The following is a 17,331-nucleotide window of genomic DNA, read 5'->3' on the forward strand; positions in this document are numbered from 1 at the left end:
GCTGTGCGGATGGTCGGTGCAGCCGATTACGATTGCCTTATGGACGGTTCCGCAACTCTGCACAGCGGAGCAACACCTCTCGCAGTGCGCATGCGGCCGCTCACTATTGACGAGATAGTCGGTCAAAAGCATTTGCTGCAGCGCGGATCACCGCTCATGCGCTTGGCTTCGGATGCCGAGGGCAGCCATGGTTCGGCATCCATTATTCTCTGGGGCCCGCCTGGCACGGGCAAGACCACCATCGCAAAGGCCATCGCTCGCGGATCGCAGCGCAAGTTCGTCGAGCTCTCTGCTGTAACCGCTGGCGTCAAGGATGTTCGCCAGACCATGGAGGAGGCGTTGACCGCTCGCGACCTTTATGGCGTTTCGACGGTGTTATTCCTTGACGAGATTCACCGTTTCACCAAGGCGCAACAGGATGCGTTGCTTCCCGGGGTCGAAAATGGCTGGGTCATTCTTATTGCAGCCACTACCGAGAACCCGTCGTTCTCCGTGATTTCTCCTTTGCTGTCGCGCTCGTTGCTCCTGACGCTCAACCAGCTCGACGACACCGATCTCGGAGAACTCGTCGACCGCGCCGTCAGCGACCCCCGCGGGCTCAAAGACGCTGTTGTGCTCGACCCCGAGGCTCGCGCACTGCTTATCCGGCTGTCGTCGGGCGACGCGCGCCGAGTCTTGACTGCGCTTGAAGCATCCGCAGTCTCGGCCGCTAACGACGATGACGCGGCCTCACCCGCCGTGGTGACGGCTGAACATGTCGCCAACGCGGTCGATAGAGCTTTGTTGCGCTACGACAGGCAAGGCGACGAGCACTACGACGTGATTAGCGCCTTCATCAAGTCCGTCCGAGGTTCGGACGTTGACGCGGCGCTGCACTATTTGGCTCGCATGATTGAAGCGGGGGAGGATCCTCGCTTTATCGCGCGCCGCGTGATCATTAGCGCTGCTGAAGACGTGGGCGTTGCTGACCCGCAGGCGCTCGTCATCGCGGTCGCTGCCGCCGACGCCGTGCAGCTCATCGGCATGCCCGAGGGCCGCATTCCGCTAGCCGAGGCTGTGGTCTATCTAGCGACAGCGCCGAAGTCCAACGCTGCTTACTCCGCTCTGGATGCCGCGATCGCCGATGTGCGCGCCGGCAAGATCGGTCGAGTTCCGAAGCCTCTTCGTGACGCGCACTATCCCGGGGCGAAGCGTCTCGGGCATGGAAAGGGCTATCGCTATTCCCACGATTCCGAGTTCGGAGTGGTGAAGCAGCAGTATCTCCCCGACGTGCTGAAAGGTACGGAGTATTACACGCCGACGAACAACGGCAACGAGCGTGAAGTGTCGGCGCGCTTGGCCAAACTGCGCGAGATTATTCGCGGCGAGTGATCTAGCGAGACGCCGTGCGGTTGAGGCGTGGCGATTCGTCGCTTGGCAGAGCTCGGCGTGGTAGAGTTATGCGTCCCAACGATACGGTTTCGGCGCGCGGCTGCAATGAAATCGAATATCGCGGAACACAGGTCTGTAGCCGACCAGGTTCCCTAGGGTCATCCCTCTTCTTTCGTCTGGTGTGTTGTGCACGCGCGTTCGCGTGCGAGTGATCACCAGATTGTTCTTACTTGAATCAATCGAAAAGGATCCTGTGTCTACTAAGTCACGTACCCGTAGCAAGACTCGCCTTTCGCGCGCACTGGGCATCGCCCTCACGCCGAAGGCAGCTAAGTACCTCGAAAAGCGCCCCTACGCTCCCGGTGAGCACGGCCGCACCAAGCGCAAGCAGGACAGCGACTACGCTGTTCGTCTTCGCGAGAAGCAGCGCCTACGTGCCCAGTACGGCATCCGCGAAGCTCAGCTGAAGATTCAGTTCGAGGAAGCTCGCAAGACTGCTGGCCTCACCGGTGAGAACTTGGTTGAGCAGCTTGAAATGCGTCTCGACGCACTGCTCGTTCGTTCGGCGATCGCTCGTACGACCGCTCAGGCTCGCCAGATGATCGTTCACCGCCACATCTTGGTTGACGGCCAGCTCGTTGACCGTCCGTCGTTCCGCGTCAAGCCCGGGCAGCTCATGCACGTCAAGGCTCGCAGCGAAGGCATGGAAATTTTCCAGGTCGCCGCAGCAGGCGGACACGTTGATGTTCTTCCCAAGACCCCCGGCTACCTCGAGGTAGAAATCGACAAGCTGCAGGCACGTCTCGTACGTCGCCCGAAGCGCGCCGAGGTTCCTGTGACCTGTGAAGTTCAGCTCGTTGTTGAGTACTACGCAGCACGCTAACTAGCGAAAGAAAGGGCCGGAGCATTTGCTCCGGCCCTTTCTCGTTTTCCGGCGCCGTTCGATGCCAATGTCGAATAGCGTGTACATGTACATTTCTTCAGAGTGATCGGAGTAGTCATGACTGGCGGAGATATCGCAGGGCTCATCGCGGCCGGAGTGTTCGCAATATTGGTCGGGTTGCTGGCCGTGCCACTGCTGAAGTTGGGCAAAGTGTTCGATGAGACGAGCACAGCCATTCGCGGCGTGAGCGACAACCTTGACCCAATGCTGACCGAAGCGACAACGACGATCTCAGAAACCAATCGACAGATCGCTCGGGTCGACGCGATCACGCGCAACGTGGAAGAAACGACGGGCAACATCTCAGCCCTGGTGGCTCTCGGCGCGGCCACGGTTGGTGGCCCTCTGATCAAGATCGCGGGCTTTAGCGCCGGCGTTCGTGCTGCTGTTCTGGGTCTTCGCCCTAAGAGCCGCCGCTGAGCCCGCTCGACCACCTAAACTAATACGGTTCGTGTATCCCCAATCTGAAGGAGAAATATGAAAGGCGCAGTCCTTTTCGTCGCAGGAATTGCCGTCGGGTTCGTGGCAGCACATCAAGTAGCCAAGACTCCAGAGGGAAAGCAGTTCTTCTCAGATGTTGACTCCAAGGCTCGCGAGTTCACCAGTGCCGTCGTTGATGGCTACCGTGAGCGCGAAGCAGAGCTTCGTGATGCCGTAGCGGATGTCGAAGAAGCGGTTTCCGAATTCACGAAGCGTTCTTAGCACCACCATCAGGGCCCTTGGGCCGCAGTATTTAGTTCCCCGGGGATCCCATGCAAACCGCAGAAATTCAGAAACGTTGGCTGACCTATTTTGGTGAGCGCGGCCACACCATCGTGCCGTCGGCTTCGCTCGTCAGCGACGACCCGACGTTGCTCTTCACCGTGGCCGGCATGGTCCCGTTCGTCCCGTACCTGACGGGGCTAGTTCCCGCGCCGTACGATCGCGCAACAAGCGTTCAGAAGTGCATTCGCACCTTGGACATCGAAGAGGTCGGCAAAACGCCACGACACGGCACGTTCTTCCAAATGAACGGCAACTTCTCCTTCGGCGACTACTTCAAGAAGGAAGCTATTCAGTTCGCGTGGGAGTTCCTCACCAGCGCGGAAGACGAGGGCGGGCTCGCGTTCCGTCCCGAAGACCTCTGGGTCACCGTGTACGAAGACGACGACGATGCTGTGGCGTACTGGAAAGAGACCGCAGGGTTGCCCGACGAGCGCATCCAACGTCTGGGAATGGACACCAACTACTGGTCAACGGGGCAGCCAGGCCCCGCCGGTCCTTCCTCTGAGATCTTCTTCGACCGCGGGCCCGCCTATGGCGCAGACGGTGGCCCCGCCACCGACGACGACCGTTACGTCGAAATCTGGAACCTCGTGTTCATGCAGTACTTGCGTGGCGAAGGCAAGGGCAAACAGTTCCCCATTCTTGGCGAGCTGCCCAAGCAAAACATCGACACCGGCATGGGTCTTGAGCGCGTTGCGTTCTTGAAGCAGGGCGTCGAGAACATGTACGAGATTGACCAGGTTCGCCCGGTCCTCGATAAGGCTGCGGAACTCTCCGGCCGCACCTACGGTGCCGATCACGAGGCTGACGTTCGCTTGCGTGTTGTCGCTGATCACGTGCGTTCGAGCCTCATGCTCATTTCGGATGGCGTAACCCCCAGCAACGAGGGCCGCGGCTATGTGCTGCGTCGCCTGCTCCGCCGCACCGTGCGCGCAATGCGCCTGCTCGGTGTTGAAGGCGCGACGTTCGCCGAACTCTTCCCCGAATCGCGCGACGCCATGAAGGCGGCATACCCCGAGGTCGAGAAAGACTACGACCGCATTTCGCGCATTGTGCTCGCCGAAGAAGATATCTTCTTGCGCACCCTCGCCAGCGGAACCACCATTCTCGACACTGCTGTAGAACACACCAAGCAGTCGGGGCTCGGTGAACTTCCCAGCGATACCGCTTTCCTCTTGCACGACACCTTCGGCTTCCCGATCGACCTCACTCTCGAGATGGCGGCAGAGGCTGGCCTCAGCGTTGACCGCGAGGCGTTCGACACGCTCATGAAGCAGCAGCGCGACCGCGCGAAGGCCGATGCGAGTTCGAAAAAGCAGCACCTCGCCGACCTTTCCGTGTACAGCGCATTCCGTGCGCTCGGCGAGACAACGTTCACCGGTTACGAGAATCTTGAGACCGAGTCCAGCGTCATCGGCATCATCGTTGATGGTGTGTCGGTAAACCGCGCGACCACCGGTCAAACAGCAGAAGTGATCTTGGCTGAGACCTCGCTCTACGCTGAGTCCGGCGGTCAGGAAGCCGACGCGGGCGCGATCGTCGGCGCTAGCTTCCACCTAGAGGTCCTTGATGTTCAGCGTCCCGTGAAGGGACTCATCAGCCACAAAGTCACCGTTACTGCCGGCGAGGTCGGAGTCGGAGATCCAGCGAGTGCGCTCGTGGATGCTGACTGGCGTCGCGGCGCGACTCAAGCGCATTCGGCGACCCACGTCATCCATGCAGCGCTGCGTCAGATTTTGGGTAAGGACGCTCACCAGTCTGGTTCGTACAACAAGGCTGGCTACATGCGTCTCGACTTCTCGTGGTCGCAGGCGTTGTCGGCTGAGACCAAAACCGAGATCGAAGAAGTCGCGAACACTGCAGTGCGTGACAACCTCGAGGTATCGACGCGCATCATGGCTTTGGACGATGCCAAGGACCTCGGCGCTATGGCGCTGTTCGGTGAGAAGTACGGCGACACGGTGCGCGTTGTAGAAATCGGTGGCCCCTGGTCGCTCGAGCTCTGCGCGGGTACCCACGTTGCGCGCTCGTCGGAGATCGGCCTCATCTCGCTCGTCGGAGAGTCATCGGTCGGCTCCGCCAACCGTCGTATCGAATCGCTCGTGGGCATGAATGCGTTCCGCAACTTTGCAACCGAGCGCGCCATCGTGAACGAGCTCACCACCAACTTGAAGACGCCGCGCGAACAACTGCCCGACCGCATTTCGGAGCTTCTGGCCAACCTCAAGGCTGCCGAACGAAAGATCGCTCAGCTCGAAGCTGGTCAGCTTTCGCAGCGCGTTCCCGCTCTCGTCGAAGCGGCTCAGGTAGCAGGGCATGTGAAGGCTGTCGTCGAGAACGTGGGCGAACTGCCCTCTACCGACGACCTGCGCGGTCTTGTTCAGTCTGTTCGCGAACGACTTGGCTCCGAAGCGGCGGTGGTGGCGCTAGCGGCAACCGTCGGCGAAAAGCCTGCCGTGATCGTGGCTACGAACGATGCATCGCGCGCTCACGGCTTCGCTGCCGGTGCTTTGGCTAAGGCAGCGGCTGGCGTGCTTGGAGGTGGCGGTGGCGGCAAGCCCGACATCGCGCAGGGCGGTGGCGCTAACCCCGCCGCTATCCCGGATGCTCTCGCCCTTATTTTGTCGACACTTTCGGCATAGTTGATGCGTTCCGGTACCCGGATCGGCGTTGACGTCGGCAAGGTGCGAGTGGGAGTTGCTCGAAGCGACCCTCATGGGATGCTGGCGACCCCGGTAGAAACAGTGCAGCGTGCCAAGGCGAGCGTGAAGCGTGTGCTCAAGTCAGCCGTGGAGTACGACGCTGTGGAGATCGTAGTGGGCCTTCCCATCGCGCTCTCGGGGCGCGACACCGCATCCACGGGGGATGCGCGGGCGTTTGCGCAGCAGTTGGCAGACCGCTCTGAATTGCCCGTGCGCTTGGTAGACGAGCGGATGACCACGATGTCGGCACAGACGGCACTGCGCGCATCCGGTCGCACGACAAAGAACTCACGGTCGGTCGTCGATCAGGTTGCCGCCGTTATAATTTTGCAACATGCCCTCGACTTCGAGCGTTCGGCGGATCGACCGCCGGGAGAGCTCGTAGAACCGACGCAAGGATCATAAATCATGGCCGATGAACCGAGCTGGGACGACATCTTCAGCGATCAACCCGGTGCGGGTGCGCCGAAATCGGCTCGCGAAGCTGCCGCCCATGGCACTGAGCGTTCACCTGAAGAATCCGCAGCCGCTGCGAGTTCAGAGTCGGCGACTCCGGACTCTGCGACGAATGCGGGCGCGACCCCTGCAACTTCCAGCAACGGCCAGCCGATGACGCGGCGCGAAGCCCGCGCTGCTCAAGAAGCTCGCGAGGCTCAGCAGAGCCAGACGTCACAGTTGCCGGCGGTAACGCAAGCCGCACGGGAAGCTGAAGCGCTCGTCACTTTTGAAGAGCTGACGGCGGGCACGGCGCCTGCAGGCGGCGGCGATCACACGGCTGCGCCGCCGGCGTCCGTTGGCGATGGCGGTCGTCAGGATCCTCCGCGAAAAAAGCGTCGACTCGGCCTGATCATCGGCTTGCCCCTGCTCATCATTGCGCTACTCGGCGCTGGTGTTGCGGCGTACGGCTGGGTCAACTACGAAGACAAGATCCGCGAAATCATGGGCTGGGAACTCGCCAACGACTTCGAGGGTTCGGGCAATGGAGAAGAAGTCATCGTTACGGTGAACTCCGGCGACATTGGCTCTGACATAGCACGCAGCCTTAACGTCGCGGGCGTCACCATGACGTTCGACGCCTTCTACGACCTCCTGCTTGAGCAGGAGAGTGATCCCGCGTTCTTCCCTGGCAACTACGCGTTGCAGAAGGAGATGAGCGCACAATCAGCACTCGACGCGTTGCTTGATCCAGAGAACAAGGTGACAGACCGGCTGCTGATTACCGAGGGCACCACGCTGCCGAACGCGCTTGAGATCATCTCTGAGACGACGGGGATTCCGTTGGCTGAGGTGCAAGCAGCTGCCGAAGATCTCGAGCACTTCGGCCTGCCCGCCGAAGCGATCAGCCTCGAAGGTTACCTCTTCCCGGCAACCTACGAACTTGACGGCGGTCAAGACCCGTATGCCGTGCTCGATCTGATGGTCAACACGATGTACGAGAAGTTGGATGCCGCCGGGGTGGCGGTTGAGGATCGCTACCGCATCCTTACGATGGCGGCGCTCGTGCAACGTGAGGCAGGCCCGAACACCGACGACTTCTACAAGATTTCGCGGGTGTTCTATAACCGTCTCGATCAGGACATGCTCCTACAGTCGGATGCGACCGTCGCCTACGGAACAGGCAATCTGCACACGGTATGGACGACCGATGCCGAACGCGCCGACGCCAGCAACCCCTACAACACGTACGCAAACCCCGGACTCCCCGTCGGACCGATTGGCCTCCCGGGCGAACTTGCGATCGATGCCGCTATCAACCCCGCCGCGGGCGATTGGCTGTTCTTCGTGCCGATCAACCTCGCCACGGGCGAAACCGTGTTTACAACGAATGTTGACGACCACGAGGCTGCAGCTCAACGTCTGCGCGACTGGTGTGCCGAGAGCGACGAAAATGGAAGCTATTGCTAGACAGTTCTGAACAGGCCGAGACCTCATCCGCGCGTTCGCGGCTCGCTGTGTTGGGATCGCCCATCACTCATTCGCTGAGCCCCGTCATCCACCGTGCCGCGTATGCCACGCTCGGTTTTGACTGGGAATACGATGCCGTTGAGCTGTCGGGGGAGTCGTTGCCCGCTTTCATGGCCGCGCTCGACGGCCGCTGGCGTGGTCTTTCTCTCACGATGCCTCTCAAAAGGGATGTCGTGCCCTTGCTCGATTGGGCAGATCCGCTGGTCGAGCTCGTAGGCGGCGCCAATACCGTCGTCATAACCGATGAAGGCCTTCGCGGCTACAACACGGATGTTGAAGGCGCGATGCGCAGCTTTCTCGACGCCGGCCTCTCCGCCCTCGACAGCGTCTGGATTCTCGGCGCAGGCGCTACCGCTGCCTCACTTCTCGTCGCCGCGACTCGGATGGGTGCGACAACGGTAACGATCTTTGCGCGCACGCCTCAGAAGGCCGCCCCGCTGCAGCAGCTGGGTGAATCCCTCGGGGCGACAGTGGTGCTGCGGCAGTGGGCGGAAGCGGCGAAAGAAGCCGAAGCTCCTACGATCATCATCACGACGGTTCCCGGCGGTGCGATGGATCTGAGTTTTTCAGAGAGCATCCGCACAACCGCGGCGCTGTTTGACGTGGCCTACGACCCGTGGCCGAGCGCGGTTGCACAAAGCTGGTTCGATGTTGACGGTACCGTGATCTCTGGCCACGATTTGCTGATCAACCAGGCGATCGCCCAGGTGCGTATCTTTGCGGCGGGCACAGCCGATGTTCCGCTGGATCGAGAAGCGGATGCTATCGATGCCATGCGCGCCGCAATCGAAGCACCTCACGGCCACGATCACTCGTAGTCACGCGCACAAGCCGCCTCCGCTGATGTGGGAGGATTGAAGAATGCTTCGATGGTTAACGGCCGGGGAATCGCACGGCCCCGAATTGGTTGCAATTCTTGAGGGGATGCCTGCGGGCGTTCCCATCTCTCCTGAACAAATTCAGGCGGATTTGGTGCGTCGCACGCTCGGCTACGGCCGCGGTGCCCGCATGAAGTTCGAGCAGGACGAGCTCACTCTCAGCGGCGGTATTCGCTTCGGACTCACGATGGGCAGCCCCGTCGCTCTGCGCATCGGCAATACCGAATGGCCGCGCTGGGTCGACGTCATGAGCCCTGTCCCGGTTGATCCGGAGACGCTGCCGAAGGGACGTGGCGCCGCGTTGACGCGCCCCCGTCCCGGTCATGCGGATCTCGTCGGCATGCAGAAATATGACTTTGCCGAGTCTCGTAATGTTCTCGAACGCGCTAGTGCGCGCGAGACCGCTGCGCGAGTCGCACTTGGTGCTGTCGCCCGCGCGTTCCTCGAAGGGCTTGGTATCCGTCTGGTGAGCCACACGCTCTCCATCGGCACCGTGCGTTCGCCCGAGAGTAGTGCCCTGCCAGCGCCCGACGACGTGGCTACGCTGGATGCTGATCCGCTGCGGTGTTTCGACCCTGAAACTTCCAAGCGCATGGTCGCAGAAGTCGATCTTGCTCACGAAGATGGCGACACTCTCGGCGGCGTCGTTGAGGTGCTTGCCTACGGTCTTCCTCCCGGGTTGGGCTCGTACACCCACTGGGATCGTCGTCTCGATGCTCAGCTTTCGGCGGCCCTCATGGGCATTCAAGCGATCAAGGGTGTCGAGGTCGGTGACGGCTTTGAGACCGCCGCACGCCGCGGTTCCGTGGCGCACGACGAACTCGTTCGCGACGATGACGGCATCTCTCGACTGAGCGACCGTGCTGGCGGTATCGAAGGTGGCATGACCACCGGTACCGTTCTGCGGGTTCGTGCGGCGATGAAGCCAATCTCTACGGTTCCGCGCGCTCTTCGCACCGTCGACGTTGCGACTGGAGAAGCAGCGGTTGCTCACCACCAGCGCTCCGACGTGTGTGCGGTTCCCGCCTCCGGTGTTGTGGCTGAAGCCATGGTCGCGCTGACGCTCGCCAACTCAGTTCTTGAGAAGTTCGGTGGCGACTCTCTCGGCGAGACCAAACGTAATCTTGACGCGTACGTCGCGGCCATCCCGGACTCGCTCAGCACCACTCAGGCGTCCCGTGCTGAATGACGGTGGCGCCCTCGTGGTGATCATTGGCGCACCAGGATCAGGTAAAACCAAGGCCGGCAAAAAGCTTGCCAAGATCTTGGATGCTCCGCTCATCGACACCGACAAGGTTGTAGTGGCCTCGCACGGCCCGATCCCGGAACTTTTCGCTGAGTTTGGGGAAGAGTATTTCCGTGAACGGGAACGCGAAGCGGTTGCGAATGCTTTGCTTGAACCCGCTGTTGTGACGCTGGGCGGGGGAGCGGTGCTCAATCTTGAGACCCGCGCCGACCTTGCATCGCATCGCGTAGTTCAACTAACGATGTCCAAGGCAGCCGCTCGACTGCGCATCGCCGGCACGAAGCGTCCCCTCGCGAAGAACGCGGACGAATGGGAAAAGCTTGTCGAAGCGCGACGCCCGATTTACGACGAACTTTCGTCGCTCACGATCGACACCTCACTGAAGCCAATGGAGAAAGTCGCGCGCGAAATCGCCGACTGGTTGGGAACCCAACAGCAATGACTGAAACCACGATCATCCCGGTCGCCGGCGTGAATCCCTACGACGTTCTCATCGGTCGTGGCCTGTTGCCGCAGCTTTCGGAACAGCTCGGTCCGCGAGTAGCGAAGGTGCTCATCATTCACCCGCCGACGCTCGGTGCGCGCGCGAATGCACTGCGCGAGTCGCTCTCGGAGAAATACGAAGTTCTTCTGGCCGAGATTCCGGACGCCGAAGACGCCAAGCGCGTCGAAGTGGCCGCGTTTTGCTGGCAGATCATGGGCCAAACCGACTTCACTCGCACGGATGCCGTCATCGGTTTCGGAGGCGGAGCAGCGACCGATCTGGCCGGTTTCGTAGCCGCGACCTGGCTGCGAGGCGTGAAGCTCATTCAGTGCCCGACGAGCGTCGCAGGCATGGTTGACGCCGCCGTCGGTGGCAAGACAGGAATCAACACCGCTGAGGGCAAGAACCTCGTGGGTGCGTTCTATGCGCCAAGCGCAGTCGTCGCCGATCTCGATGTGCTCGAAGATCTCCCGCGCAACGAGATCTTGGCGGGGTTCGCCGAGATCGTTAAGTGCGGTTTCATCGGTGAGCCCGAGATTCTCGATCTGATCGAGGCTGATGTGGATGCTGTCACCGATCCTCACTCGGATTCCTTCCGTCGCGTCGTAGAGCTCTCGATCGGCCTCAAGGCTCGCGTCGTTGGAGAAGACTTCACAGAGACCGGTCTGCGCGAGACGCTCAACTACGGCCACACGCTGGGCCACGCCATCGAACATGCCGAGCGTTACCGCTGGCGCCACGGCGCTGCGGTTTCGGTGGGAATGGTCTTTGCCGCAGAACTCGCGCACCTCGCTGGCTCGCTGAGCTCGGAGGTCGTTGACCGCCATCGCAGCATCCTGCAATCTCTGAGTCTTCCCATCGACTACCCGCTCGGCCGATGGAACACGCTTCTCGCCACCATGCAGCGGGACAAGAAGGCCCGTGCTGGAATGATCCGCTTCGTGGTCCTCGACGCTGTGGGTCGCACCTCGATGCTCAATGGTCCTGACGAAGCAATGTTGTACTCTGCGTACCAAGAAGTCGGGGTCTAGCGGGCCTGCCTCGCTAGAGTGGAGCGGTGACTACAGTATTCGTGCTTAACGGGCCCAACCTCGGTCGGCTCGGCAGCAGAGAACCCGATGTGTACGGCGGGGGAACGCTCGTCGATCTTCAGGCTCAGCTTGAATCCCACGCCCAGACACTGCCCAACGCGGCATCCATCACTCTCGATTTTCGCCAGACGGACAGCGAAACCGAACTGATTTCGTGGCTGCACGAAGCGGTGGATGCTGGCGCGCCGGTCATCATGAACCCGGCTGCTTTCACGCACTATTCCTACGCGCTCCGGGATGCCGCAGCTCAGGTCTCCAGCGCCGGATTGCCCCTGATCGAAGTTCACATCACGAACCCGCACACGAGAGAAGAGTTCCGCCACACGAGCGTGATCTCGGGTGTGGCGACTGGCGTTATCGCGGGCTTCGGCTTTGAGTCCTATATTCTGGGCCTCGACGCGGTTGCACGACGACTCAGTTAGACTCGAACGTTGGTTTTTTCACTTCGGTGTCTCAATCGCGCTTTTGCTCGTTAACAGAAACGGATTTACGAATGGCCTCTACCGCTGACATCAAGAACGGCGTCGTTCTCAACATGGACGGTGGACTGTGGTCCGTTATCGAGTTCCAGCACGTCAAGCCGGGTAAGGGCGGAGCTTTCGTCCGGACCAAGGTGAAGAACGTGCGTACGGGCAAGATCGTAGACCGCACCTTCAACGCTGGCGCGAAGATTGAGACTGAGACCGTCGACCGGTCCGACTTTCAGTACCTCTACAAGGACGGCGAAAACTTCGTGTTCATGAACACGAGTGACTACGACCAAATCACGTTGAGCGAAGCCGCCGTGGGCGATGCCGCGAACTTCATGCTGGAGAACCAGAACGTCACGATCGCCCTGCACAACATGGAGCCGCTCTACGTAGAGCTTCCGGCATCCGTTGTTCTGGAGATCACCTACACCGAGCCTGGCCTGCAAGGCGACCGTTCGACCGGTGGCAGCAAGCCGGCAACCGTGGAGACTGGCTACCAGATTCAGGTACCGCTGTTCGTTGAACAGGGCACCAAGGTCAAGGTCGACACCCGCGATGGCGGCTACCTCGGTCGCGTGAACGACTAAATGGGAGCTCGCACCAAGGCGCGTAAGCGCGCGCTTGACGTTATGTACGGCGCAGACGTTCGCGGCGAGAGCATCAATGCTGCTCTTGCTGCCGAATCGACGCGTGCAATGGGTGAACCCGCTCGGGCCACCGCCTGGGCTTACGCGCAGGACATTGTCGTGGGCATCACCGAGCACGGCGAAGAAATCGATGAACTCATCGAAACGTATTCGCAGGGCTGGCCGTTGAACCGTATGCCGGCAGTCGACCGTGCGCTGCTGCGCATCGGCCTCTGGGAGATCATGTTCAACGATGAGGTTCCTGCGGGAGTCGCCATTTCCGAAGCTGTCGAATCGGCCAAGGTTCATTCGACAGAAGATTCAGCTGGCTTTATCAATGGATTGCTTGGTCGCATCGCGGCCAGCTTCGAATAGCCATTCTTATGTGACGTAGCGTTACGCGATTGCGTGACGCTACGTTACGGCCTCGGTAGCCATCGTGTGACCCGGGTCTTAGCGTTCAGGGATGAGTTCTTCTTCCCTCCGCGACAGCATCGCTTCTGATGCCCTCTCGGTCAGCATCCGCGGGCTCGCTCGTAGTTTCGGCGAGCGCCGGGTGCTCAACGATGTCTCGCTTGAGATTGCGCAAGGCGAGATCGTCGCGCTCATTGGTCCCTCTGGCTGCGGCAAGTCGACCCTATTGCGGCACATCGGGGGCTTGGATACCCCAACCGCGGGTTCCATCACCATCGGCGACGCTCCTGTTACGGGGCTCGATGCGCGGTCAGCGATCGCGTTTCAGGAGCCTCGGTTGCTTCCATGGCGTTCGCTCACTCGCAATGTTGAGGTCGGGTTGCCGCGTACTCGTCGTGCAGCGAGTGACCGCGAGCGCGTGTCGCATCTTCTCGAATTGGTCAAGCTCTCGGAGTCGGCGCACTTGCGGCCTCGAGAGATCTCGGGCGGCATGGCTCAGCGTGTCTCCCTCGCGCGCGCTCTGGCGCGCCAGCCAGGGGTGCTTCTGCTTGATGAGCCCTTCGGGGCCTTGGATGCGCTGACCCGGCTTGCGATGCAGGATCTGCTTCTGGAACTCCACGCCGCAGAGCCCGCGACCATTGTGATCGTCACGCACGATGTCGATGAGGCGCTCTACCTCGCCGACCGCGTCGTTCTCTTGGGTTCGAGCCCCGCCGATTCCGCGGATGCAGTCTCTAGCGTGCGCGCGACCGTGACGGTCCCGGGGCATCGCCCCCGTGACCGGGGCAGCGCAGACCTTGCTGTATTGCGAGCCGAGCTGCTTGAGGGTCTCGGCGTCGCCACCCACCACCTCCCGGTGACGAGTAGCAGTTAGCTCCGTCGCCCGTTTTCACTGTTCTCCCCACACCCCCTAAAGGAAATTATGTCTCGCCGTTCTCTCTCATCACTTCTCACCGCGGGCGCTGTAGCGCTCACCCTCGGACTCTCCGGTTGCGTAGCGGGCGAAGGCTCAGGCCTCGCTCCCGAAGCCACGGATAACGAGGGTGGCTGGAGCAGCGATACCCTTGCGGTCGACTTTGCGACCTACAACCCGCTCAGCTTGATCATTAAGGAAGAAGGGTGGCTGGAATCGACGCTCGGCGATGACGTTGAAGTGACATGGCTTCAGTCATCCGGTTCTGCCGCAGCAAACGACGCCTTGCGGGCGGGTGCTCTGGATGTCGGGTCTACCGCCGGTTCTGCCGCGTTGCTCGCGAGGGCCAACGGTTCGCCCATCAAAACCGTAGATGTGTACTCGCAGCCCAATTGGTCTGCCATCGTTGTCGCCGCAGACTCACCCATCCAGTCTGCCGAAGATCTCCGCGGCAAAAATATCGGTGCGAATGCGGGTACTGACCCTTACTTCTTCCTGCTTCAGACGCTTGCCGAGTTCGACATCGGGCTTGATGAAGTCACGATCACTCAGTTGCAGCACGCGGACGGTAAGACGGCATTGGAGTCGGGCGCCGTGGATGCGTGGGCTGGCCTTGATCCGCTCATGAGCGCATCCGTCGTGAATGCGGGTTCGCGCATCGTGTACGACAACCCCGACTTCAATAGCTATGGCTTCCTCAACGCCACGGAGAGCTTCCTGGAGAAGTCTCCCGATCTGGCCCAGGTAGTCGTCGACGCGTATGAGAAGGCGCGTCAGTGGGCTGCGGAGAACCCGGATGACGCTGCGGCGATCTTTGCGGATGTCGCCGGTATCGATCTCCCCATTGCGAACTCGGTTCTGCTGGAGCGCACGAACCTCGCTATCGACCCCGCCCCGGGGCAGAAGCAGCTTGACGTCCTCGGCGTGATTGGTCCGATCTTCGTTGACTCGGGAGCGGTTGCCGAGCAATCGCAGATCGACGATGCTCTCGCGACGCTGTTCGAAACGACGTATGTCGACAGTGCGGACCCGAGCCGTGTCGCTGAGTAGCCCGTTGAGCGTGTTGGAGCGGCCCGTCGTCACTGACGTCGCGGCCTCTCCGGCACCCGTGGAAACCAGTACACCGCGTCGTCGACGCTGGGTTCGCCCGGTTCTCCTGGGCGCGGTGCTTCCGCTGGCGCTGATCGCTCTCTGGCAACTCATCGCCACCTCGGGCCTTGTCGCCAGCTACCGTCTCCCGACACCGCTCGGTGTGTGGGCAGCCGGTGTGGACCTTTACGAGCGTGGTGTGCTCTACCAACACGTCGCGATTTCCACCCAGCGGGTGCTCCTCGGATTCGTGATCGGTTCAGTCGTCGGTCTCGCCTTGGCATCCGTTGTGGGGCTTTCGGCTCGAGTCTCAGAGTTCTTTGCTCCCACGTTGGGTGCTCTGCGTGCGGTGCCCTCTCTGGCTTGGGTGCCCCTTCTCGGGCTCTACCTCGGCTACAACGAGGATTCCAAGGTTGCGCTGATCGCCATCGGCGCCTTCTTCCCGGTGTACACGACAGTGGCGTCAGCACTTCGCCATGTGGATGCCCATCTGGTCGAACTGGGTCGAAGCTACGGTTACTCAGGCCCCGCGCTGCTCGGACTGGTTCAGCTGCCGGCCGTTGTGCCAGCGGTGATCTCGTCGCTGCGGTTAGCACTGGCACAGGCGTGGCTGTTTCTCGTGGCGGGGGAGCTGTTGGGCGCTTCGCTCGGCCTCGGCTTCCTACTTGTCGATTCGCAGCAAAACGGACGCATTGACCGACTGTTCCTCACGATCATCCTGTTGGGTGTTCTCGGAAAACTAACCGATACTGCGGTTGGCGTGCTCGAACGTTTTCTGCTCAAGCGCTGGGGCTCATAACTCTCCGTGCTGAAGTGTGAACTGTGCGGCGAGGTGCGCTAGAGTCGTCGAAACAGATTTCCTTTAAATTCCGTCCAGAGAGGCGGGGAAGGAGGTCAGAATGCCTGTACGCACAGTGCTACAGCATGCTGATATCACCCGAGCGTTGACTCGTATTTCTCACGAGATTCTTGAGTCCAATCGCGGTTCAGACGATCTCGTTATTCTCGGTATTCCCACGCGCGGCGTTACGCTGGCCTCCCGCATCTCGGCGATCATCCACTCAGTTGATTCTGCTGTGATCCCGGCAGGGGCTCTCGACGTCACGATGTACCGCGACGATCTCGCTCAGAACCCCACCCGCGCTACCGGCCCCACTGACATCCCCAGCGGGGGCATTGACGGCAAGACCGTCGTTCTCGTCGATGACGTGTTGTATTCGGGCCGCACGATTCGCGCTGCGCTGGATGCGCTCGGCGATCTCGGGCGCCCCCGTGCCGTGCGCCTCGCCGTGCTTGTTGACCGCGGGCACCGGGAGTTTCCGATTCGCGCCGACTTCGTGGGTAAGAATCTTCCGAGTTCGGCTGACGAACGTATCAACGTACGCCTCGAGGAAATCGATGGCCTAGACGAGGTGACAATCGGATGAGAAATCTCCTCACCACTCAGGGACTGTCTCGCGAGGAAGCGATCGCGATTCTCGACGTTGCCGAAGACATGGCGAGCGTCTCGGAGCGCGAAGTCAAAAAGCTGCCCACCCTGCGCGGCAAAACGGTTATCAATCTTTTCTTCGAAGACTCCACGCGCACTCGCATTTCCTTCGAGGCTGCGGCCAAGCGCTTGAGCGCCGACGTCATCAACTTTGCCGCCAAAGGATCGAGCGTTTCGAAGGGCGAAAACCTCAAGGACACCGCGCAAACTTTGGCGGCGATGGGCGCAGACGCGGTAGTCGTACGCCACTGGGCATCCGGAGCACCGAAGACGCTGGCAGACAGCGGTTGGATTGACGCCGGAATCGTGAACGCCGGCGACGGCACGCACGAGCATCCGACCCAGGCTCTTCTGGACGCTTTCACCATTCGTCGCCGCCTGCACGGAACAGCGGCTCGAGGCAAAGGGCTAGACGGAGTGACCGTCACCATCGTCGGTGACATCGTTCACTCGCGAGTCGCGCGATCCAACGTCTGGCTGCTGACGACGCTCGGCGCTCACGTGACTCTCGTTGCCCCCGCCACCTTGCTCCCCGTGAACCTCAGCGGCTGGCCCGTGGAGGTCTCGTATGACCTTGACCACGCCATCGCGCAGGGGCCCGACGTCATCATGATGCTGCGCGTGCAGGCCGAGCGGATGGCCGCAGCATTCTTCCCCAATGCTCGCGAATATTCGCGACAGTGGGGACTCAACGACGAGCGAATGTGTGCCCTGCCAGCCAGTAGCATGGTTATGCACCCTGGGCCGATGAACCGCGGCCTCGAAATCTCGGCTGCCGCCGCAGATTCGCCACAATCAACAGTGCTTGAGCAAGTGGCGAATGGCGTCTCCGTGCGTATGTCGGTGCTGTATCACTTGCTGTCCGGAGCTGTGGAGCGGTGAGTG

19 protein-coding genes are annotated in these 17,331 nt (G+C 61.1%); all 19 read left to right on the forward strand.

Annotation, left to right across the window (positions count from 1 at the left end; genetic code table 11):
• The first annotated feature begins 39 nt into the window (after nucleotides 1–39).
• A complete protein-coding gene (locus tag CLV85_RS07495; protein WP_100389301.1) occupies nucleotides 40–1,371 on the forward strand; it encodes a replication-associated recombination protein A in 1,332 nt (443 codons plus the stop codon).
• Between the two features lie 253 nt (nucleotides 1,372–1,624).
• Nucleotides 1,625–2,254, forward strand: coding sequence for a 30S ribosomal protein S4 (rpsD, locus tag CLV85_RS07500; RefSeq protein WP_010202678.1), 630 nt, complete (start codon nucleotides 1,625–1,627; stop codon nucleotides 2,252–2,254).
• A 117-nt stretch (nucleotides 2,255–2,371) separates the two neighbouring features.
• Entirely contained in the window at nucleotides 2,372–2,734 is a 363-nt protein-coding gene (locus CLV85_RS07505) for a DUF948 domain-containing protein (RefSeq protein WP_100388916.1), read from the forward strand.
• Nucleotides 2,735–2,791: 57 nt separating this feature from the next.
• Nucleotides 2,792–3,016, forward strand: coding sequence for a hypothetical protein (locus CLV85_RS07510; RefSeq protein WP_100388917.1), 225 nt, complete (start codon nucleotides 2,792–2,794; stop codon nucleotides 3,014–3,016).
• A 50-nt stretch (nucleotides 3,017–3,066) separates the two neighbouring features.
• Nucleotides 3,067–5,721, forward strand: coding sequence for an alanine--tRNA ligase (alaS, locus tag CLV85_RS07515; RefSeq protein ID WP_100388918.1), 2,655 nt, complete (start codon nucleotides 3,067–3,069; stop codon nucleotides 5,719–5,721).
• Nucleotides 5,722–5,724: 3 nt separating this feature from the next.
• Complete coding sequence (gene ruvX, locus CLV85_RS07520; RefSeq protein ID WP_100388919.1) at nucleotides 5,725–6,186, forward strand: Holliday junction resolvase RuvX; 462 nt, start codon at nucleotides 5,725–5,727, stop codon at nucleotides 6,184–6,186.
• Between the two features lie 3 nt (nucleotides 6,187–6,189).
• Nucleotides 6,190–7,686, forward strand: coding sequence for an endolytic transglycosylase MltG (mltG, locus tag CLV85_RS07525; protein ID WP_100388920.1), 1,497 nt, complete (start codon nucleotides 6,190–6,192; stop codon nucleotides 7,684–7,686).
• A complete protein-coding gene (locus CLV85_RS07530) occupies nucleotides 7,680–8,564 on the forward strand; it encodes a shikimate dehydrogenase (RefSeq protein WP_100388921.1) in 885 nt (294 codons plus the stop codon). Before mltG ends, CLV85_RS07530 begins: the two co-directional genes overlap by 7 nt.
• A 43-nt stretch (nucleotides 8,565–8,607) precedes the next feature.
• Nucleotides 8,608–9,813 (forward strand): chorismate synthase, encoded by a 1,206-nt coding sequence (gene aroC, locus CLV85_RS07535; protein WP_100388922.1) that lies wholly within the window; start codon nucleotides 8,608–8,610, stop codon nucleotides 9,811–9,813.
• Entirely contained in the window at nucleotides 9,803–10,312 is a 510-nt protein-coding gene (locus tag CLV85_RS07540) for a shikimate kinase (RefSeq protein WP_100388923.1), read from the forward strand. Before aroC ends, CLV85_RS07540 begins: the two co-directional genes overlap by 11 nt.
• Nucleotides 10,309–11,385 (forward strand): 3-dehydroquinate synthase, encoded by a 1,077-nt coding sequence (aroB, locus tag CLV85_RS07545; protein WP_100388924.1) that lies wholly within the window; start codon nucleotides 10,309–10,311, stop codon nucleotides 11,383–11,385. Before CLV85_RS07540 ends, aroB begins: the two co-directional genes overlap by 4 nt.
• A gap of 26 nt (nucleotides 11,386–11,411) precedes the next feature.
• Complete coding sequence (locus CLV85_RS07550) at nucleotides 11,412–11,867, forward strand: type II 3-dehydroquinate dehydratase (RefSeq protein WP_100388925.1); 456 nt, start codon at nucleotides 11,412–11,414, stop codon at nucleotides 11,865–11,867.
• 71 nt (nucleotides 11,868–11,938) lie between these two features.
• Nucleotides 11,939–12,502: an elongation factor P gene (efp, locus tag CLV85_RS07555; RefSeq protein ID WP_100388926.1), complete on the forward strand. Its 564-nt coding sequence runs from the start codon at nucleotides 11,939–11,941 to the stop codon at nucleotides 12,500–12,502.
• The gene (nusB, locus tag CLV85_RS07560) at nucleotides 12,503–12,916 is read left to right on the forward strand and encodes a transcription antitermination factor NusB (protein ID WP_100388927.1); all 414 of its coding nucleotides are present in this window, start codon (nucleotides 12,503–12,505) and stop codon (nucleotides 12,914–12,916) included.
• Nucleotides 12,917–13,007: 91 nt separating this feature from the next.
• A complete protein-coding gene (locus CLV85_RS07565; protein WP_100388928.1) occupies nucleotides 13,008–13,829 on the forward strand; it encodes an ABC transporter ATP-binding protein in 822 nt (273 codons plus the stop codon).
• 48 nt (nucleotides 13,830–13,877) lie between these two features.
• A complete protein-coding gene (locus tag CLV85_RS07570) occupies nucleotides 13,878–14,918 on the forward strand; it encodes an aliphatic sulfonate ABC transporter substrate-binding protein (RefSeq protein WP_100388929.1) in 1,041 nt (346 codons plus the stop codon).
• Nucleotides 14,881–15,756 carry an ABC transporter permease gene (locus CLV85_RS07575; protein ID WP_100388930.1) on the forward strand — a complete coding sequence of 292 codons (876 nt, stop codon included), beginning with the start codon at nucleotides 14,881–14,883 and terminating at the stop codon, nucleotides 15,754–15,756. The genes CLV85_RS07570 and CLV85_RS07575 overlap by 38 nt, the downstream gene beginning before the upstream one ends.
• Before the next feature lie 100 nt (nucleotides 15,757–15,856).
• Entirely contained in the window at nucleotides 15,857–16,384 is a 528-nt protein-coding gene (gene pyrR / locus CLV85_RS07580; protein WP_100388931.1) for a bifunctional pyr operon transcriptional regulator/uracil phosphoribosyltransferase PyrR, read from the forward strand.
• Nucleotides 16,381–17,328, forward strand: coding sequence for an aspartate carbamoyltransferase catalytic subunit (locus CLV85_RS07585; RefSeq protein WP_100388932.1), 948 nt, complete (start codon nucleotides 16,381–16,383; stop codon nucleotides 17,326–17,328). Before pyrR ends, CLV85_RS07585 begins: the two co-directional genes overlap by 4 nt.
• The last annotated feature ends 3 nt before the right edge of the window (nucleotides 17,329–17,331 follow it).

The organism is Salinibacterium amurskyense, assembly GCF_002797685.1.
Taxonomy (GTDB): Bacteria; Actinomycetota; Actinomycetes; order Actinomycetales; family Microbacteriaceae; genus Rhodoglobus; species Rhodoglobus amurskyensis.